This window comes from Vibrio sp. 14N.309.X.WAT.E.F5, from assembly GCF_030397615.1.
Lineage (GTDB): Bacteria > Pseudomonadota > Gammaproteobacteria > Enterobacterales > Vibrionaceae > Vibrio > Vibrio lentus.
The window spans coordinates 51,001-70,683 of sequence record NZ_JAPNXR010000005.1 but is presented as its reverse complement, the minus strand read 5'-3'; the positions used below and the strand labels follow the sequence as shown (position 1 = coordinate 70,683).

Annotated in this window: 13 protein-coding genes; 7 read left to right on the top strand and 6 right to left on the bottom strand. The window is 45.7% G+C overall.

Features of this window, described 5'->3' with window-relative positions; translation table 11 throughout:
• Window positions 1–57: 57 nt before the first annotated feature.
• The 4 genes from hyi (at window position 58) to OW495_RS07815 (ending at window position 4,047) form a co-directional block, all read left to right on the top strand.
• Window positions 58–834, top strand: coding sequence for a hydroxypyruvate isomerase (gene hyi / locus OW495_RS07830; RefSeq protein WP_016766951.1), 777 nt, complete (start codon window positions 58–60; stop codon window positions 832–834).
• Between the two features lie 37 nt (window positions 835–871).
• Window positions 872–1,768, top strand: coding sequence for a 2-hydroxy-3-oxopropionate reductase (locus tag OW495_RS07825; RefSeq protein WP_017086615.1), 897 nt, complete (start codon window positions 872–874; stop codon window positions 1,766–1,768).
• Window positions 1,769–1,955: 187 nt separating this feature from the next.
• Window positions 1,956–3,266, top strand: coding sequence for a glycerate kinase (locus tag OW495_RS07820; protein ID WP_289885897.1), 1,311 nt, complete (start codon window positions 1,956–1,958; stop codon window positions 3,264–3,266).
• A gap of 163 nt (window positions 3,267–3,429) precedes the next feature.
• Entirely contained in the window at window positions 3,430–4,047 is a 618-nt protein-coding gene (locus OW495_RS07815; protein ID WP_017111425.1) for a TetR/AcrR family transcriptional regulator, read from the top strand.
• 92 nt (window positions 4,048–4,139) lie between these two features.
• Here the strand turns inward: OW495_RS07815 and OW495_RS07810 are convergent, their stop codons facing one another.
• Together OW495_RS07810 and OW495_RS07805 are read right to left on the bottom strand one after the other, a co-directional pair.
• Complete coding sequence (locus tag OW495_RS07810) at window positions 4,140–5,390, bottom strand: HAMP domain-containing sensor histidine kinase (RefSeq protein WP_289886050.1); 1,251 nt, start codon at window positions 5,388–5,390, stop codon at window positions 4,140–4,142.
• A 56-nt stretch (window positions 5,391–5,446) separates the two neighbouring features.
• The gene (locus tag OW495_RS07805) at window positions 5,447–6,145 is read right to left on the bottom strand and encodes a response regulator transcription factor (RefSeq protein ID WP_289885896.1); all 699 of its coding nucleotides are present in this window, start codon (window positions 6,143–6,145) and stop codon (window positions 5,447–5,449) included.
• A gap of 193 nt (window positions 6,146–6,338) precedes the next feature.
• Here OW495_RS07805 and OW495_RS07800 point away from each other — a divergent pair, with 193 nt between their 5' ends.
• The 3 genes from OW495_RS07800 (at window position 6,339) to OW495_RS07790 (ending at window position 11,849) form a co-directional block, all read left to right on the top strand.
• Window positions 6,339–7,178: an efflux RND transporter periplasmic adaptor subunit gene (locus tag OW495_RS07800; RefSeq protein WP_289885895.1), complete on the top strand. Its 840-nt coding sequence runs from the start codon at window positions 6,339–6,341 to the stop codon at window positions 7,176–7,178.
• A gap of 2 nt (window positions 7,179–7,180) precedes the next feature.
• Window positions 7,181–10,201 carry an efflux RND transporter permease subunit gene (locus OW495_RS07795; protein WP_289885894.1) on the top strand — a complete coding sequence of 1,007 codons (3,021 nt, stop codon included), beginning with the start codon at window positions 7,181–7,183 and terminating at the stop codon, window positions 10,199–10,201.
• Between the two features lie 211 nt (window positions 10,202–10,412).
• Complete coding sequence (locus tag OW495_RS07790) at window positions 10,413–11,849, top strand: amidohydrolase (protein WP_289885893.1); 1,437 nt, start codon at window positions 10,413–10,415, stop codon at window positions 11,847–11,849.
• 127 nt (window positions 11,850–11,976) lie between these two features.
• On the opposite strand, the gene OW495_RS07785 is transcribed toward OW495_RS07790, so the two are convergent.
• From OW495_RS07785 to OW495_RS07770, 4 genes are all read right to left on the bottom strand, one after another.
• Window positions 11,977–14,373: a hypothetical protein gene (locus tag OW495_RS07785; protein ID WP_289885891.1), complete on the bottom strand. Its 2,397-nt coding sequence runs from the start codon at window positions 14,371–14,373 to the stop codon at window positions 11,977–11,979.
• A gap of 184 nt (window positions 14,374–14,557) precedes the next feature.
• Window positions 14,558–15,796: an alpha-xenorhabdolysin family binary toxin subunit A gene (locus OW495_RS07780; RefSeq protein WP_289885890.1), complete on the bottom strand. Its 1,239-nt coding sequence runs from the start codon at window positions 15,794–15,796 to the stop codon at window positions 14,558–14,560.
• Between the two features lie 745 nt (window positions 15,797–16,541).
• Window positions 16,542–17,906, bottom strand: coding sequence for an 8-oxoguanine deaminase (locus OW495_RS07775; protein WP_289885889.1), 1,365 nt, complete (start codon window positions 17,904–17,906; stop codon window positions 16,542–16,544).
• A gap of 159 nt (window positions 17,907–18,065) precedes the next feature.
• A complete protein-coding gene (locus OW495_RS07770) occupies window positions 18,066–19,517 on the bottom strand; it encodes a nucleobase:cation symporter-2 family protein (protein WP_289885888.1) in 1,452 nt (483 codons plus the stop codon).
• Window positions 19,518–19,683: the final 166 nt, after the last annotated feature.

Genomic DNA, 19,683 nt, shown 5'->3' with positions numbered 1-19,683 from the left:
AGCGAGGCTTTACTACAAACAACCAGATTTTTACAGATAAAGAATAAGGACAGAGTCATGGCAAAATTTGCAGCAAACTTGTCAATGTTATTCACGGAAGTTGATTTTATGGATCGCTTTGAAGCCGCAGCGGAAGCGGGTTTTCAGGGCGTAGAATATCTTTTCCCTTACGCTTTTGATGCTCAGGCAATCAAAGCAAAGCTCGACGCCAATAACCTAGAGCAAGTGCTATTTAACTTGCCTGCGGGTGATTGGGATGCTGGTGATCGTGGTATCGCGGTAGACCCAACAAGAGTTGAAGAGTTTCAAGCGGGTGTACCTAAAGCCATCGCTTACGCTAAAGCACTCGGTTGTACTCAAGTGAATTGCTTAGCCGGGATTGTCCCGCAAGGTGTTACTCAACAAGACGCGCAATCAGCGTTTGTGATTAACCTGCATTACGCGGCAAACGCGCTAGCAGCAGAAGGCATCAGCTTAGTGATAGAAGCGATCAATACCCGCGATATTCCGGGCTTCTTCTTGAACACGACTGAGCAAGCCAAAGCGATCATTAAAGAGGTAGGGAGCGATAACCTTTCTATCCAATACGATATTTATCACATGCAAATTATGGAAGGCGATCTTACGCCGACCATGCAACAAAACATTGGCCAAATCGCACACGTGCAACTGGCGGATAATCCAGGCCGACACGAACCGGGTACCGGAGAAATCAATTACCCATTCGTACTCAACTATCTTGATGAGCTTGGCTATCAAGGCTGGGTTGGCTGCGAATACAAGCCAAAAACAACAACGACAGAAGGCCTTGGTTGGCTGCACCAGTACCGTTAATTGCGTCTGGTAACCCTCAAACGTTAAGGAGAACAACATGTCTAAAATTGCATTTATCGGAACTGGCATCATGGGTAAACCTATGGCGAGTAACCTTCAAAAAGCAGGTCACGATTTGATTCTGTCGGATCACTTTAATGCAGCACCTGCCGACCTTGTGGCAGCGGGCGCAACGGTCTGTCATTCACCAGCGGAAGCGGCTGAAGCAGCAGATATCATTATCCTAATGGTGCCGAATACTCCTCAAGTTGAAGATGTCCTGTTTGGTGACAACGGTGTTGAGAAAGGCCTAACGGCAGGCGGTGCAGCTGGAAAACTGGTTATCGACATGAGTTCGATCTCGCCAATCGCGACCAAAGCAATTGCAGCGCGAATTAATGAAGGCGGCGCGTCATACCTTGATGCACCGGTTTCAGGTGGTGAAGTAGGCGCGATTAATGCGGCGCTGACTATCATGGTCGGCGGTGAGCAAGACGCGTTTGATAAAGCGCGCCCTCTGTTCGAAATCATGGGTAAGAACATCACGCTAGTAGGCGACAACGGTGCGGGTCAAACCTGTAAGGTGGCGAACCAGATCATTGTTGCTCTGAATATCGAAGCCGTGTCAGAGGCGTTAGTCTTTGCTTCGAAAGCAGGCGCTGATCCTGCACGTGTACGTCAGGCGCTATTGGGCGGTTTTGCTAACTCTAAGATCTTGGAAGTGCATGGCGAGCGTATGGTTGAAGGCACATTTGATCCTGGCTTTAGAATCTCACTTCACCAGAAAGACCTGAATCTTGCGCTAACGGGCGCACAAGAATTAGGTGTCGCGCTACCGAACACGGCAAATGCACAAGAGCTGTTTGGCGAGTGTGCCGAAATGGGCGGTGAAGGTTGGGACCACTCTGCGCTTATCCAAGCGATTGAGAAACGTTCTGATCACTCGATTCGTTAATTAATTAGGGCTGCTATCGATTCTTAGCCCAACAGTTTGTTTATAAATCGCGTAGTTTCGTCTCCTTTTATACGCGTTCCTGATACGAGGCAGAGGTTGAAGTTGTTCCTTTCCAACTTGATCTTAGCAGGCACCCTTTGGCCTTGTATCGGGGTTCTTTTTTTCTCCGTCAACTAAGGAGTGGCTGATGGACATTGATGCTAAGCAGTTTCTGCAAACCCTTTTCTCAAGTGCTGTAAATCAGGCATTACCTAAAAATCACATCGAACCTTTTCTTCCTCAAGACATTTTTTATCGCTCAGCTAATCAAGCCGGGCGTACTGTGGTGATAGGAGCAGGAAAAGCGGCCGCATCAATGGCAGCAGAGCTGGAAGCGGTGTGGCAGGCAAAGAAACAACAAGATCTTGCACTGCGTGACCTTGAAGGCTTGGTGGTGACTCGTTATGGACACACCGCCCCTTGCGAACACATCGAAGTGATTGAAGCGGCGCACCCCGTGCCAGATGCGATGGGCTTAGAAGTAAGCCAACGTATGTTGCAATTGGTGAGTGGCTTGAGCGCCGACGACACGGTTATTTGCCTACTGTCGGGTGGTGGCTCTGCACTATTAAGCTTACCCGGAGGTAATATCAGCTTGGCAGAGAAGCAACAAATCAATAAGGCGCTGCTCAAATCAGGCGCCGCCATTGATGAGATGAATTGTGTTCGCAAACATCTATCTTCGATAAAAGGCGGTCGACTCGCCAAAGCGGCCTATCCTGCAAGGGTTGTGTCACTGGCGATTTCAGATGTGCCGGGCGATGACATTAGTGTGATTGCCTCTGGCCCAACCGTACCCGACACCACCACGCGTTTTGATGCGATGGCAATTTTAGAACGTTACCAAATAGAAACACCACGCTCGGCATTTGAATGGTTAAATAATCCAGAGTCAGAAACCGTTAAGCCAGATGACGTATGTTGGAAAAATGCAGAGCACCATATTATCGCCACCCCGATGTCGGCATTGGAATCCGCTGCGGCAGAAGCTGAAGGCTTAGGCATTCCGGCTTATGTGTTGAGTGATTGTATAGAGGGAGAAGCGCGAGATGTCGCCAAGGTTCACGCTGCGCTGGCTAAGCAAGTGGCCAATCACAAGCACCCATTTGCGACGCCTTGCGTGATACTTTCCGGTGGCGAAACCACAGTAACCGTTAAAGGCAATGGTCGCGGTGGGCGTAACTGTGAGTTCTTATTGAGCCTATATAACGAGCTTAAAGGCCAAGACAACATATTTGCATTGGCCGCCGATACCGACGGGATTGATGGCGTGGAGGACAATGCGGGCGCGTGGATTACCCCACAAACATGGCAACAAGGTTCGAACTTGTCGCTTAAAGCGCAAGACTACCTCGATGCCAACAACAGCTACGATTTCTTCAAGCAAGTCGATGTGCTTCTTACCACGGGGCCGACGCTGACCAATGTGAATGACTTCCGCGCAATATTGATTCTTTAACTTGAACAGTTCAAAAACACGGTATGGAATGGTCGCTTCTTAACAAATAGAGCGGCCATTTTATTGTTATCAATGCGGTGACCTTGAGTTCTGAGATTATCTTCTGGACTAATGAAGCACGTTGATTACTATGATTTTAGTAACGAGCTGTAAAGGATGCAATATGTCTAGGATCAGACAAAAGAATCAAGATTTAATCATCGAAGTCGCGTGTGAACAATTCGCCACTCATGGTTATGCCGCAACAAAAATGGCTGACATTGCAAAAGCGGCCGACATTCCCAAACCTAACGTATTCTATTATTTCAGCTCTAAAGATAAGCTCTACAACGCTGTGCTTGAAACCGTCACTCAGCCCTTGCTAGAAGCATCTCGTCCGATTGAAGAACTGAGCGATCCTGTTGAAGCTTTGTCTCAATATATTCAAACCAAGCTGATTATTTCTCGCGACCATCCACATGCCTCTAAAGTATTTGCCAATGAAGTGATGTCGGGCGCGAAAGTGCTGCCGAAAGAGATTGGTGACGAGCTGTATAAGCAATCCCAGATGATTCTTGATAAGTTCTCAACGTGGTCAGCACAAGGCTTAATGGATGACGTTCCCGCACACCACCTAATGTTTACCATCTGGGCAGCCACCCAAACCTACGCCGATTTTGGTTGGCAGATTTGCAGCGTAATGCAGAAAGACCAGCTCGATGATAAAGACTATGAAGATGCCGCTGAGTTCATCACCCAGCTAGTGATTAAAGGGTGTGGCGTAAAAGGAAAGGCGGAATAGCTTCCCTTCAATTCATTAAAAAGGACATCACTCGATGCCCTTTTTTGTATACGCTGTTTATTGTAAGAGTTGCTTTTGAGTAGACGCCGTTTTTATACATCGTTTCGAGCAAAGGTCGCAGTGCAGCCACAAGTTTTTGTTGTCGAATCTGAATGCGCGTTATCGACCAATGTTGATGTCCAACCGTAACTGTCTCCGATACGTTTGACGATGATTAAACCAAGGCCGTGTTCTGTTTTTGTATCATCACTTAACCCTGCGCCGGTATCTGAAACCGAAATCGTGTTGGAGTTGATGGTCACCGTTATCTCACCTTGCGTGGTAAATCGGATTGCGTTTTCAATGTAGTTCTTCAATACCATATTCACCAGTGGCAACGGCATGTTGAGCGTGGTGTTTGGCTCAACGTTTAGCTCTAACGTAACGCCAGAAGCTAATATCGTGTGGTACTTCGATAAATCGAGAGTGGTATCGTCGATAACGGTGAGAGTTTTCTCAGTTGAAGAGTTCTCTTGTTTCACAATGTTTAATAACACCTCAACGGTGGAACTCATGCCATTGGCCGCCCCAAGAATGCGTTCGCGTTGCTTGGTTTGGAATGCTGGGTCGTTAGGCTTCATGGCTTGCAATTCGGCAGCGCCAAGAACAATCGCTATCGGTGTTTTTAATTCGTGACTGGCGTATTTGGCAAACATCATCTCTTGCTTGGCAAGTCGGTCTTTCATCTTGGAGTAGCTGTTTAGGTGTGAAGTAAGCATCTGCAACTCATCAACAGTGTGAGTCGGAACATGGAAGTTATCAGACTCATGCTTGCTGAGCTGCGTACTGAGTTCTCCAATGGGTGCCATAAGCTGGTCAAATACCCGCTTGAGTGTAATCCGCAATACAATAATCAGCCCGAGCATAAGCAGAGTTGAGATTGCCATTAATACGCCCCAACTGTCGTCCCACAGATCCATATCAAAAGAGCTGATGGCGATGTAAGCAGGGATAGTTTTGTTCTGGTCTTCGAAGGCAAAGTGATAGACGACTACACCGGGTATAAGAATGTGTTCTTCAGAAAGTCTTAGTTCAAAACGTTGGCGAACCACGGTATCCAATGCCATGGGCGGAACCTTTTTGAGTTGGTCGGTAAAGTCCTCTTCACCATAATAAACCGTTACGTTCTCCGATAGCTTTAGACTGCCATCGGGAGAAAGACGTTTGTAGAACTGCTCTGCCACCCCTTTGAATGATTTCAGGTGATTCTCTATTTGAGCTTCTTCCTGCCAAACTAGACGAAGTGAGAATACAAAAAATACTACGCATGAAGAGACCAGAGCAATGACAGAAAAGGTACGCATGGTACGGATTCTGACATCCTCGATTGAGTTGCCTAGTTTGGTTCGAATTTTCATACTTATTGAGGCTCACTAGCAGACAAGATCAACTGAAACCCGTGCTTAGGAATCGTCTTCAACATTGGAAAGTCGAATGGTTTATCGAGTACGTTTCGCAGCAGGTAGATATGGCTGCGGAGTACATCTTTGTCTGGGATATCATCGCCCCATAGCATGTATATCAAGCTTTCACGAGATACGACGCCACCTTGAGCTTTCACTAATTCTCTTAGAATCTGAAACAAGATAGGTGTCAGGGTTAGGGTTTGTTTGTCTCTTGACGCTGTATGCGTTTTCTCATCAATCGTTACCTCGCCATAGCTTAAGATCTTTTGAGCAACCAAGCCTTTATGGCGTTTGATAAGCGCGTAAAGACGAGCTTCCAGTTCTGGAAATTTAAACGGCTTAGTGACAAAGTCATCCGCGCCGGAATCGAAGCTGTTCAGTAGATCTTCTTGGCCATTTAAAGCTGTTAGTATCAATATCGGTGTCGTTACGCCATTTCGTCGTAATTTGGTCGCCACTTGCATACCGTCGATCTTGGGCAGCATGACATCTAGGACAATCGCATCGAAATCATTGTGCATGGCGAGTTCAAAGCCTTGCTCGCCATCGGAAGCGAAGTCTGCGATTGCCTCTTTAACCTCTAAGAAGTCGGCAATAATGCCTTGTAGTTCGATATTGTCTTCAACAACCAAAATACGACTGCGTTCAAGCATCTGTTCCACCTAAAGATCTGCTCCAATCAAAAATGTAGCCTACCTAAAATTATGTCGAATTTATGTCTAATGGATAGCGTTGATCAAAAAAATGAAACTTCATCAAATTCTTTTTTAATGTCGACTCGACTTCGACTTTAATTCGACAAAGCCAGTTCAACAATAGTTCACATCAATAGGTGAGGGTTGAATTATGAAAACTAAAATTATCGCGCTGGCAGCACTTCTCGGTGTCTCAACGACTCAAGTATCACTAGCTCAAGCAACCGAGCTAATCGGCCACGTTCAAGGCTTAAACAAACACAGTGTTGTGGCAGAGGTGCCCGGTGTTGTTGAGATGAATAATCTTGAAGTGGGGGATGCTGTAAACCGAAAGCAAATCCTTGCTCAGATTAAAGCCGATGATTTTAAGTTTAGTGTTAATAAAGCCAAGGCAAATCTTGCGCTTGCAGAGGCCGATCTTGCGCTACGAAAAGCAACCTATAACCGCTATAAAGCACTCATCAAAAAGAACAGCCTCTCAATGGGAGAGTTAGATACAGCACGTGCCGAGTTTCTCAGTGCCAAAGCGGCGGTTTCTGTCGCTCAAATTGACTATCAACAATCTCAAGTCGATCTCGAAAACACGCAAATTGAATCTCTTATCTCAGGCTACATCTCTAACAAACCGGCGCAATCGGGTGCTTGGGTGAGTGAAGGCGATTTGCTCTATGAAGTGGTCAACATCGATAAAGTCACCTTGTCATTCATGGCGAGTGAGTATGACTTAAAGCACTTTACTGTTGGCCAAGACGTGGTGGTGTGGTCTGAAACCAACCCAGAGATAAAAATGGAAGCGAGCGTACAGCGCATTGGTGTCGAGATGCAAAATTTAACCTACCCAGTATTGGTCGAGATCACTAACCAAGGGCATCAATTTAAGCCGGGTATGTCGGTGTACGCCTCGACAGATCTTGCGGTGAAAAATATGACAACCGCTCAAACAGCATCGAATCAAGCAATATCGAACTCGAACCAAGGTAAAGGGCAGTAGAGATGAACTTTTTAGCATACTTCGCCAATCGTCAGTTTTTGGCTCGTATCATCACGGTCATGGTGTTGCTAACGGGCGCTATGTCGTTAATGCAGCTCAATTTACAAGAGTATCCCGATGTTGCGATGGACACCGCGGAAATCGAAACCAGTTATCCCGGCGCAACAGCTCAAGACATTGAACTCAATATCACCAACCCGATAGAGAAAGAACTTCGTTCCGTGGATGGCATTACCTACTTTTCGTCTGAATCTTCAGAAGGGCGTTCTTTTATTGAGGTCGAGTATCTACCTGGTGAAGACGCTGCGGTGATCTTACGAGATATTCAGCAAGCCGTCGACCGAGTCGGTAACCTGCCGAAAGATATAGACTCGCCACCGGTTGTGACTCAGCAGAAAACCTCTTCTTTAGATGTGTACCATTTTGGCGTGAGTTTATCAGACAGCAACCCCGATTCCGCTTCATTACAGCACTACGCGTATCAGCTAGAAAAGAGAATCAACAACCTTGGAGGCGTAGGTTCTATCAAGCTTTCTGGTTTTAACGAACGTGAGTTTTGGGTTGAAGTTGATCCTGAAAAAGCACGCCGCTATCAAGTTGCGTTCAACGATGTCAGCACTGCAATAGAGCAACACAACTTATCGCAATCGGGTGGTTTTGTAGAGTCATGGAGCCAAGAGCAGAAGATCGTCACCATGACTAAAGTGGCGTCGACCGGTGATGTGTCTAACATCGTGATTAAGGCGCTGGATTCTGGTCAAGTCGTTCGCGTGTCAGATGTAGCAACGGTGATTGATACCTTCGCACGAGCAACCGAAGACCCCGTTCTGAGCGGGAAACCAGCGGTGGTTTTCTCAATCACAAATAGCGGTAGCGCGGATGTCATTACCACCATCGACAGTATTAAAGCTTTGTTAGACAGAGAAAGCGAACGTATTGGTGGCCAGTTTATTTTTCAGACCAGCCTCGATCTTGGCAAAGACATGGGTGAGAAGTTCTCGATCGTGGCAACCAATGGTGCAATCGGTTTGGTGCTAGTTTTACTGATTCTGAGCATGATCCTACAACGTCGTGTCGCTTTCTGGGTATCGGTTTCTATCCCATTTTGTGTGTTCGGTGTGATGATGGTTCTGCCAATCATGGGGCTGAACTTAGACAGCATCACATTGGCAGCATTGCTGTTGGTGATCGGTATTATTGTCGACGATTCAGTGATCATTGCCGAAAGTATTTTTCAAGAGAAGGAAGCGGGTAAAAAAGGTGTCGATGCTGCGGTGTCGGGGACTTTAAAGGTGATCAAGCCATTGATGGCTAGCCTAGTGACAACGGCTTTGGTGTTTATCCCGATGATGTTTATCCCAGGTACCATGGGCAAGGCGGTCGCGGTGATTCCAATTACCGTTATTGCTGCGCTCGTGTTCTCATTCATTGAATGTACCTTGACGCTGCCAGCGCATTTGTCATCGGCGAAAGAGAGCAACTCAAAGACACAAGAAAAGGATCGATTTGAATGGATCTCAAACCGTTACTGCTCTCTGCTGAATCTGGCTCTGAACTACAAAAAATCGGTGATCGCATTAGCCATCGTTGGGTTCGCGGTATCTGGTTATTTAGTGTCTTCGTTGAAAGTGGATATCTTCCCAACAGAAGCGGGTAAATACATTGAGGTGTACACCGAAGTAAAGGCGGGAACTCCATTATCTAAAGTGCGAGACGCCCATCAGTCTATCGAACAAGCGATCGAATCTTTGCCAGAAACGGAGCTAGTTAGTTATGAGTTGATTTACTCGTCACCGGTATCGCAGGGCATCATCAACCTAACGAACTTTGACCAACGCACCCGTTCAGCCGAACAGATTATCACGGCGCTCAATGAAGAGTTGGCAGCGCTGTCTGATGACATGTTCATTAAGTTCTCGATTGATGCTGGTGGTCCGCCTCCAGGTGACCCAGTCGAAGTCCGTGTGCTGGGGGGAACAGAGAGTGAACGTAATCAAACCGTTGATTTGGTGATGGCTTGGCTAGAAGACTACCAAGGCGTGACCAGTATTAATCACAGTGAGGCATTAAAAGATCCTCAGTTGAACATTGTGCCTCAGTATCACTGGTTGGCGAAATACAACCTAACCGTGAGCGATTTATCGAATGCGCTGCGTGTCGGGTTTGATGGTAATAGCGTGACCTCCACTTGGCTTGGTGATCAAGAAGTCGATATTCGAGTGGTATTGGACGAGCAGTTCCGCGATATAGAGAAACTGAAAACCACTAAAATTTACACGGCCGATGGACAACAAGTACCGCTCAGCCGATTAGCAACGGTTGAACAGATAGAAATCCCGCGTTTGATTAAGCATTACAACGGTGAGCGAGAAGTGACGGTGTCTGCCGCTCTGTCTGACGAGAGCATTAGCCCTGTCGCATTATCTGATGAGCTAATCACAGATCTTATAGGTCAATACCCATCAAGCGTGACCATTAGCGTTGGCGGCGAAGCGGAAAGCACTAACGAAACCATGAGTGGCTTTATGGTGGTGTTCCCTGTCGCTATGGTCGCGATCTACTTCGTATTGGCGGTAATGTTCAATTCATTATTGCAACCACTGCTGATAATGGCGGTTATCCCGTTTGCGATTATGGCTTCACTCATGGCACTCGTGGTTCACATGCAGCCAATGTCTTTGTTTGGATTGATTGGCGTACTTGGGATGACAGGTGTTGTGGTCAACAATTCACTAGTGCTGATTAACCGAATCAACGAACTAAGAATCGAAGGTCTGAACGCGATGGATGCCGTGACTCAAGCTGCGGTTAGTCGTCTGCGTCCGATTGTGATGACATCACTGACCACGGTGGCTGGCTTGCTTCCTCTTGCTTATGGGTTAGGCGGAACGGACGTGTTTATGGGGCCAATGTCGCTTACGCTGGGCTATGGTCTGCTGTTCTCGTTGCCAGTCGTACTGTTGGTGATTCCTGCAATGTATGCGTTGTTCTTTTCTAAAGGCTCGGTTTCGAGAACACGTTAAACGCTAAGGAGTCCTGAAGCGTGGTTTTGTGACCCGTTGTGCAATAACTCATTTAACTTGAAATCGGTTCGATTAGGTATGCCATTTCATTTAAATTACAGGTTATAGTGTCGCAAAAATTAGCGGCACTTATTGTTCTTAGAGGTGAATAGCTCAGAACACTAAAGTGAAGCTTCTAACAATATTACACGCACAACATATAGGTTTAGCAATGATGCTTAAAAGCTTGGCATGCACCATCAGCGCGGTTCTACTGGCCGGCTGTGGTTCGACGGTCGCGACGCAAACATACAACGCCGATCTGATTATCAAAAACGGACAGGTTCTAACAATCAACTCTGAAATGGATGTGATTGAAGATGGTGTGGTAGTGGTAAAAGACGACCAGATTATCGCGGTGGGCAATGAGGATTTGATTGCTCAGTACCGTGCTGAAAAGGTGATTGATGCTCAAGATGGGATCGTTATGCCGGGCATGGTGAACGCGCACAACCATCTTCCTATGATTGCATTTCGTGGCTTAGGCGAAGAGGGCATTTCGAATCGTCTGTTTGCTTACTTCTTCCCACTCGAAGCCGAAAAGCTAAGCCGTGAACTGATTTACAACGCAACTAAGCTTGGCTCTATCGAATTGGCACAAAGCGGTGTAACTACTTATGCCGACATGTATTACCACATGGATGAAATGGCCAAGGCGACCAAAGAAGTTGGCCTGCGTGCAGTGCTTGGCGAGACGGTGATCAAGTTCCCTGTGGTCGATGCTAAAGAACCTTATGGCGGAATTGAATATGCCAAAGGTTTTATCGAGCAGTACAAAAACGATGAGTTAATCACACCCGCTTATGCACCACACGCGGTGTACACAGTGAGCAAAGACAAGCTGCAAGAAATCAATAAGCTGTCGGCTCAATACGATGTGCCCGTGTTGATTCACGTCGCTGAATTCCCGAATGAAGAAAAGCGCATCAAAGATGAAACCAAAGCGACATCGCCAGTTGAATACATGGATGAAATTGGTGTGCTGGATGAGCGCGTAGTGATTGCTCACGGTATCCATCTTTCAGAGAACGATCAGAAACTTCTGAAACAAGCTGATGCGGGTATCTCATACAATCCAATGGCGAACGCCAAAGGGGCGACAGGCATCGCACCAGCGTGGGATATGTACCGTGCTGATATGCGAATCGGCTTGGGAACAGACGGCCCAATGAGCTCTAACCAAGTCGATATCATGCGTGCCCTAAGTTACGCAGCCAACATGCAACGTTTAAAGCATTCTGACCGTACCATCATGATTCCTGAACAAGTGATTGAGATCGCGACATTAGGTGGCGCAAAAGCCCTACACATGGAAGACCAAATCGGTTCTCTTGAAGCAGGTAAGAAAGCGGATATCGTGATTGTAGAGACACAATCGGCGAACATGATGCCAAGTTACGACCCATACGCGACACTGGTTTATCAAGCGAATCCAAGCAACATCGACACCACCATTGTTAACGGTCAAATCGTAATGGAAAACCGAGTGATGCAGACGGTTCAACTGGATGAAATCCGCCAAAGCGTCGATGAATTTGAAGCTGATATTAAAGCTTTTGCCAAAGAACTTTCTAAGAAGGCGATCAAGTCGAAGAGCTTGATGGATTAGGACGTAAACCTAGTTTTTAAAATCGAAAAGAATGAACAAGGCCGACGTAATGTCGGCCTTTTTTGTTATTGGCTTATCCCTTGAACCTCGGTCCTTTGGGTTAAAGCAACGCTTAAATAGCACTTAGCTAATTAGAGCAACTGTTGCCGTTAGGGATACCGCTGCCTAAGAATTCGATGCGAATCTGTTCGATATCTTTTAGGTACTGGTTGTTCACTTGCTCAGTTTTATCAAAGTTGTTGAGCGTAACATTCCATGAGGTGAATGGGGTGGGTTGGAAGTAGGCGTATTCGAACTTATTCGCTACGGCGCCATCGGTGATGATGCTAACGTCGTTGGTGGTTGGATCATCCAAGCGGTAATAGAACGCACGTGACACGGGGTTAGAACTGAACTGATAGTCCTTGTTCTCATATCGGTCTAAATAGTTACCCGAACTTGAAACTCGCAGGTTGAGTTGCTTGCCGTAAGGTAAGTTTTCACCCTCCAAGAACACTCGTACCGTGGACAGCCTAACACGGTCAAATGAACAGAGTTGGACTTGCTCTAATGGAATAGAGAAGTTGAGTTGTCCTGTCGTTGCAAAGCTCTCTAGTTGCTCTGGGCTAGAAATGGTGTAGTTATCGATGGTGAAATCTTGTGGCGCGGGTTGGAAAGAAGACAGTGCATTTACATACTCACTTTCGATGGACGCTAAATCAAACTGGTAGTCCAAGTAACTTTTATTCAGAGAAGGCGTGATTTCGCTTGGCTTCAATGCCCAGTATTCGTATGCCTGAACATAGTTAGACAAAGCAACGAACATCGGGCGTTTGAAGTGCATCAACACTCTTGATAGTTCACGTTCAATCGAATCGAAGCTGTCGGTATCTACTTGATAACCTTCAATAGCGTCATTCAGCCTTTGCTGTTGGTTGATGGTTACGTTATTAGTTAATAGCAAGTCGACCAGCTTTGCTTGCTCCTGAGCAAAGTTAAGCTGCGTGATGTTAATTGCCTTACCGAGCAGAACCTGCTTTTCAAGTTCGAGTAAGTATTGTCTTGATCCTTTGATACCTAAGCTATCGGCATATCTTAAGTTGCTGCGGATCTCGGTGATCATTAGATCCCACGCTAGGTTACTTTCATTGATGGTTGGGATGTTGAAGTTAAAACCATCCATCGCTTCAGATATCTTCTGGAGCTTGATGGTTGATTTAATATCTGCGGTTAACTGAGAAATACCAGAAATCGTTTTGGTCACGCTATCAATAATGCCCGTGACCGACTTTATATTGGTGACGAGGTTTTTCGCTTTTTCTAATGCTTCTGGGGTTTTCGCTAATTGCTCGGTTAGGTCGTTGACGCCTGAAAGGTTACCTGTGAACACGCCACTCACTGCACTTCCAATCTCAGCGATTGCTTTGAATATCGCAAGCGCAGCATTGAGTTGTTGTTGGGTTTTCCAATTCTCTACGCCAACTAAATAAGTCGTTCTTGCATCAAGGGTCACTAACTCTTGTGCTTTGTATTGGCTATCTACCTCAGTAAGGCTGTCTCCTATCTTATCTATGTTGGATTGAGTTTGTGTGATGATCGAACTCTGAGCGCGAAGAACGTCTTCGATGTTAGCGAGTGCTAACTTAGCGGCTTCGATTTTGTCTTCAATGACGGTGTTTCTGTCTTGAATAATGTCCCATTGAGCTTGGTAGGCGATCATCGCTTTCAGATACGCCTCGTACTTATCTTGATACAGCACTTTGTCGAGGTAAGGGACGTAGTGGCTCTCTTTGGTACTGAAGCTAATAAACTGCTTGAACGCGACCGTTTGCAGGTAAAGATCTGAAAGAATAGGGTCATCTTCCACCACTGAACCTGAGTAGCGTAAGCTCTGCTCAATCCAGTTGATGAGATCGAGGCTAAGTTCTGGGTTCGTGTCGAACAAGCTCGCTGCCATATCAAAAGAGCGGTTAATAATGTCTGTAAAAGGTTCGGTAGCCAGTTTCATTTGCCCGGTAATGTTCGAGTCGATGGTGGTTCTTCGATAGTGCTCTCCTGCTAATACTACAGACTCACCATCGCCAGTTTTTCCTGTTAGAGCGTCTCGCGTAATGCTGCCATCGCTTTGGAAAGCGAGCACATTAATGGGTGTCTCTATCTCCCCCGCAATCACAGAAATAGAGGCAGCGGAACCTTGCTGCCCGAGCACAAACGTCGGCGTACCTTGGCCTACGATTTTACGTGCAAAAATCAGGATATTTTGATTATTTACGAGCAAGTTGAAGTTCTCTGGAACCTCAATCGTATCTGCAAAAACGACGATTTTTGAAGGCTTAGTAACATAAAGGTTCTGCTCAGCAACCCAATCACTGAGGTTGATGTGTAAATCGGATGTTGAACGCGATAACACATCAACATTTGAATAGGCAGATTGAACCCAAGTTGGGTATTCGGTTGAATTGGGTAAATTGTTCAGTTCAAGCCAGTCGCTAGAAAAAGCCTGTGGGGAAAATGAAAGAGAGATAATAATAGGTAGAAGTCTCATGTTTATGTCCTGTCGAAATTAGTATTCGCCAAATTTTGGGTAGCAGAAACCACCACCTTAATTTTCTTAAGGTGAGGCTTCTTATTCGGAAGGTAATTTGGCTATCTTGTTATATTTTTAGCAGTTTAGTTGCTGTGTATAGCGTCGTATTTATCTGTCGCGCTATTTTTCGAGAGATATAGGACTAATCCATTTTTTGGATATATGCATTGTTTGCGAACGCTTTTGCTTTCTCACTGATATTGCTCCAGTTACTTTCCGCAACTGTTGTATTCGCAAGAGCACCTATCGCACCAAGCATGGCATCGTCTTTCATGATATCGGCATTATCCTGAGCTTGTTCTAGTGCAACGAGTAACGAAGTGAAGTCGGCATTCATTTTCTGCCAATTCAGTTTCAGCTTATTAATATGTGGAATCGCATTTCCAATTTGCTGAGAAATTATCTCGATACTCTCTGAAGAGCGATGATAAGAGTTGTATATCTTTTGCGTGTAAGTTAACTGCTCTTGAAGCTCTTTTACTTCGCTTTGTAATTCGTTACGAAGTTTACGTGCTTTTTCAGCTTTGTCGCCGTAGACGCCCATGATTGGCCCTGCAACCAGAGGGAACCATGCATAAGTCACTGCAGTAGAGGCGACCGTAACGTAGTGAGTGTAATCTTTGTTGAGTTGAGTAATACGCGCATTGATGTCGTTCACTCGTTGCTGAAGTGCACTACCATCATCGCTTAGATAACCGTTATGTGTGCCTTCCAACACATCTAGCTGTAATTTTTGCGTGTCCAATGTGGCTGAGAATTCCAATAGATTGCCGCCAACGTCAGACACTTCTTGTTGGTATCTCATGGAAAAGTTCTGCAAGCTTTTTAGGTAAGCAATCGCTATTTTTCTGTTGCGTTCTACCGCTTCAATATCTTCCGGTAGTGGCGAGAAAGCTTTGGCCAACATTTCATTTAAGGCGTCACTCAAAGGGTTGAGCATGTAGTCTTTGATTTGTGCGTAATTGGCCAAGCTCAATGAAAGGCCAACAATGCTCGGGTAAAGGTCTTTTTTCCAATAAAAGGCAGTGTCGTGAATATTTGAGTATTGCTCGACCAGTGCTTGGAAATTAGAGAAAGGAATGTCGTTAGGAATACTTAAAGTCGACTTCATACTGGCTTCTGTCACGGGCAGAGCCAAGGCTCCTTCTACATAAGCTTGGATCTGATACCACTCTTGTTGCTTGAGAATAAAGTTGTCCGTATCTAGGTCAATAAAGACACCATTCTCACCTATGATCGTATCGTAGGTGACTTGAGGTATGTTTTGTTCAGCTGACGCTTGGTTAATTTGAACTGGCGCTGCTTGAGAAGTGAAAGCGAAAGAGGAAAGTAGCCCAATTGAGATCGTAGATAATACGAGTGTTTTAGTTATTTTTTTCATTGTTTAGCCCTGTTAGATTTGTTATTAGCTTTTTGCAAAGACAATAATCCCCCTACCATTTAGATGGCATTTTTAAATATTTATGAAGGGTTATTGAATAGTTTTATATTGTTATTCTTGTAGTTATCTTATGGTTTTTAAAATCGACTCCTTTAATGTGTTTTTTGTTTTTATAAGATTTGGCCAATCTATAGCAGATTTATAATGAAAAGTTCTATTTAGATCACATATTTGGATTCATATTGATCGTTTGTTGATCTATTTAATCTAATGATATTTGAATCATTAGTTTTTGTTTCTTTTGTCAGGCTAGACACGAAAAGGTCTCGAGAGGTTTTTATTCTATTCATAAAGGTGATAAGTGATAGAAGTATAATTACTGTCATTATTTCTATTATTACTAAATCTGTTGATTAATTTGATGAATATATAAATAGAACGAACGTTTTAAATTTGATCTGTGCCAAATAATGTATGGGCGAATTTATATTAATTGAAGGTTTTATTAGCGAATGTTTTATTAGGTAACTTTATATTAGATGGCGTTAAATTAGTTTATCTTTAATTATTGGCGGATTATGTTGTTGGTTTATTAAGGCTGGAACTATTTTAGGAAATAGATTGATACATAGACTGAGAGGCAATCATGTTTGCGCGTGTTTTCGAATGTTTCGGATACTTATAGATGTTTGCCCATCAAAGCCACGCGCTTTGGCTTGCAGTGTTTGACGGGCAAATATCTTAGTTAGTTGTTATTCATCGCCAGCTTACCGAGCTTCATGGCGGCAGCATGGTGGCGGTGCATCAACTGTTCCATGTCTACACCAATAACGGCACCATCATTAACTCGCCATTTTCCGGCTACCATTACTTTATCCGCTTGTTGAGCACCACAAAGTAGCAGTGCAGCCAGTGGATCGTGGCTGCCAGAGAAGCGAATGTCGTCGAGCTTGAACATTGCAATGTCGGCTTGTTTACCGACTTCTAGCGTACCAATGTCGGTTCTGCCCATCGCTCGTGCGGAGCCTGATGTTGCCCAGCGCAGTGCGTCGAAGTGAGATACATTGGCAGAGCCATATTGCAGGCGTTGTAGATACATCGCCATGCGTACTTCGGCAATCATGTTCGAGCCGTCGTTTGAAGCTGAACCATCGACACCCAGTCCGACTTTTACGCCAGCAGCTTCTAGGTCGTTGTTCTTACAAACACCGGAAGCCAACATCATGTTGGACGTAGGGCAGTGGCTGATACCAATTCCCGCTTTGCCCAAACGCTTGATCTCTTCTGGGTTGAAGTGAATACCATGAGCGAGCCAAGTTCGTTCATTCAGCCAACCGATATCTTCTAGGTAATCAACTGGGCGCAGGCCAAACTTCTCGATACAGAAGTCCTCCTCATCGAGCGTTTCACATAAGTGCGTGTGCATCATTACGTTTTCACGTTCGCTGATCTTGGCGGTCTCTTTCATCAGGTCTGTAGTGACCGAGAATGGCGAACAAGGCGCGAGCGCGATTTGGATCATCGCCCCTTCATCACGCTGGTGGTAATCGCGAATCAAGCGTTGGCTGTCATCAATGATGGTCTGTTCGGTTTGAATGGTGTGTCGTGGAGGTAGTCCACCTTCATCTTCCCCAAGGCTCATGGAACCGCGAGTGAATATCGCTCTTACGCCCAATTTCTCTGCCGCCTCGACTTGTAAATCGATGGCGTGTTCTAGTCCGTTTGGCAGCAAGTAATGATGGTCTGACGCTGTGGTACAGCCCGACATCATTAACTCGACCAGAGCTAACTCTGTAGCAAGGCTCATCATCTCAGAGTCGAGGTTGGCCCAAACAGGGTAGAGGCTTTGTAGCCAATGGAAGAGCTCTTTATTCAGTGCGCCGGGGTAGGCACGCGTTAGGGTTTGATAGAAGTGGTGGTGCGCATTGATAAGCCCAGGGGTCACAACATGACGAGAGGCGTCGACGCTGTAATCTACGGGTAAGGTTGGCTCTTTGTGTTTGCCAACCAGCTCAATAACTTTATTACCTTTAATGACAATACCGCCTTCTGCATCAGCGAGTGAGCCAGTGTAGATTGCGAGAGGATTCTTAATCCAGATGGTTTCCATTCATAGTAGTCCTTAGCCATCTCAGCCTTTTCAGGGAAGAGGGTCTTTATTGGTATTTGCTGTTGATAGATAAATTCGAATCAGGGGCGTTAAAACGTTCAACGCTCTAATCATTCCCTGATTCTGTGAAAATCGGTTTTACGTTAGTTCGAGAATCAGTTAATTCGCTTTGGGCTCAGGGTTTTTTGATACCGCTTGAACATCTGTTTCTGTACTTGCTTGTTGAATCTCTAATTGCTCGTCTGAGTGTCGTTCTTCTTCAGCTTGCTCTTTCATTTCTAGCTCAACTTGCGCTTGGCTTTCGGCTAGTGCTTCTTGCTCTTCTGCTCGTGAAGATTTCGGCAACACAAGGTTTAGCAGCACCGTCATGATAGTACCGGTAGTGATGCCAGAATGAAGGAAATTCGCTAGGTCATGCGGTAAGTGTTGCAGCAATCGTGGTTCGAAAGTGACGGCTAAGCCAGACGCCAAACCTACACAGATTACCAAGGCATTTCGCTTAGTGTCTGCGGCTTTGATCAACATGCGGATACCCGCGTAAGCAATCATACCGAACATCACGAAGCCCACACCACCTAGAACGGGTTTCGGAATTGTGACGGCAATAGCGGCTAATTTCGGGAATAAGCCACCTAAAATTAGCAAGCCACCAGTTGCAGCTACTACATAGCGACTTGCTACACCTGTGATACCTACAATGCCGACGTTTTGACTGAACGACGCCAATGGCATTGCCGTTAAAATCGAAGATAAGGTACTACCAAGTCCATCGCCCAATAGACCACGTTTTAAGTCTTTACCGCTGACTTGGGTTTGGCAGTTGTTGCCTAATGCCATGAAATCACCCGTAGCTTCGGCGATAACCACGATGTACACCAAGCTCATACTGATGATGGCACTCGCAGAAAAGGTAAAGCCATATTTGAAGGGTTCAGGTCCGCCAACCCAAGCGGCAGAGCTGATTTGCTCAAGGTCGACCATGCCGAGTGATAGTGCCACAATGTAGCCGCCCGCTAAACCAATCACGATGGCCGAAGCGGCAACCGCGCCTTTACAGTAAACCGATACGCCAACCACTATCCCCAAAGAGATCAGTGCTAGAAACAGCTTTGGTAGCGTGGCGAATTGTTCCGTGTTGGCAGGAGAATCTCCGACCCAATTCATGGCAACCGGTAAAATGGTTAATCCTATTAGGGTAACCACCACACCACTTACCACGGTTGGGAACAGCTTGCGAACCTTGTCCATATAGAAGCTGGCACCAATTACTACAAATGAGCCGATAAGCGCTGAGCCCATGATCGCGGCGACACCACCTTCGTTACCGATTGAAATGGCGACACCTAAAAAGGCAAAGCTTGAACCCATCACAACGGGCAGCCGAATACCAATAGGACCAAAGCCAAGACACTGAGCGACGGTCACAATACCTGACGCCAATAGCGCCGCGTTGATCAGCGAGACGATCTCTGTGTTAGGTAGGCCAATTGAAGCTCCAACAATAAGGGGGACAGCAACGATGCCACCAATCGAGGCGAGCATGTGTTGCAATGCGAGTAGAAGGGTTAAGCCGTGAGGCGGTCTTTCATTTAGGGTGTACAGAAGTTTCATTTGATATTCCTCTGCCTGCGTTTCCGTTTACAGACGATTGGCGGTCAAATAATGACTTCTACAAACTGCGTAGGGTCATAAAAAAGGTGCACTAACCGAGCGGAATGCGTCTGCGCTCCGCTGATTAGCACAATTAGCTTTTTCTTAAAAATATTGTCGGTAGCAT

Bases quoted from the DNA above. Each gene is read 5' to 3' on its own strand.
- hyi (WP_016766951.1), top strand. From the start codon at position 58: ATGGCAAAATTTGCAGCAAACTTGTCAATGTTATTCACGGAAGTTGAT.
- OW495_RS07825 (WP_017086615.1), top strand. From the start codon at position 872: ATGTCTAAAATTGCATTTATCGGAACTGGCATCATGGGTAAACCTATG.
- OW495_RS07820 (WP_289885897.1), top strand. From the start codon at position 1,956: ATGGACATTGATGCTAAGCAGTTTCTGCAAACCCTTTTCTCAAGTGCT.
- OW495_RS07815 (WP_017111425.1), top strand. From the start codon at position 3,430: ATGTCTAGGATCAGACAAAAGAATCAAGATTTAATCATCGAAGTCGCG.
- OW495_RS07810 (WP_289886050.1), bottom strand. From the start codon at position 5,390: ATGCGTACCTTTTCTGTCATTGCTCTGGTCTCTTCATGCGTAGTATTT.
- OW495_RS07805 (WP_289885896.1), bottom strand. From the start codon at position 6,145: ATGCTTGAACGCAGTCGTATTTTGGTTGTTGAAGACAATATCGAACTA.
- OW495_RS07800 (WP_289885895.1), top strand. From the start codon at position 6,339: ATGAAAACTAAAATTATCGCGCTGGCAGCACTTCTCGGTGTCTCAACG.
- OW495_RS07795 (WP_289885894.1), top strand. From the start codon at position 7,181: ATGAACTTTTTAGCATACTTCGCCAATCGTCAGTTTTTGGCTCGTATC.
- OW495_RS07790 (WP_289885893.1), top strand. From the start codon at position 10,413: ATGATGCTTAAAAGCTTGGCATGCACCATCAGCGCGGTTCTACTGGCC.
- OW495_RS07785 (WP_289885891.1), bottom strand. From the start codon at position 14,373: ATGAGACTTCTACCTATTATTATCTCTCTTTCATTTTCCCCACAGGCT.
- OW495_RS07780 (WP_289885890.1), bottom strand. From the start codon at position 15,796: ATGAAAAAAATAACTAAAACACTCGTATTATCTACGATCTCAATTGGG.
- OW495_RS07775 (WP_289885889.1), bottom strand. From the start codon at position 17,906: ATGGAAACCATCTGGATTAAGAATCCTCTCGCAATCTACACTGGCTCA.
- OW495_RS07770 (WP_289885888.1), bottom strand. From the start codon at position 19,517: ATGAAACTTCTGTACACCCTAAATGAAAGACCGCCTCACGGCTTAACC.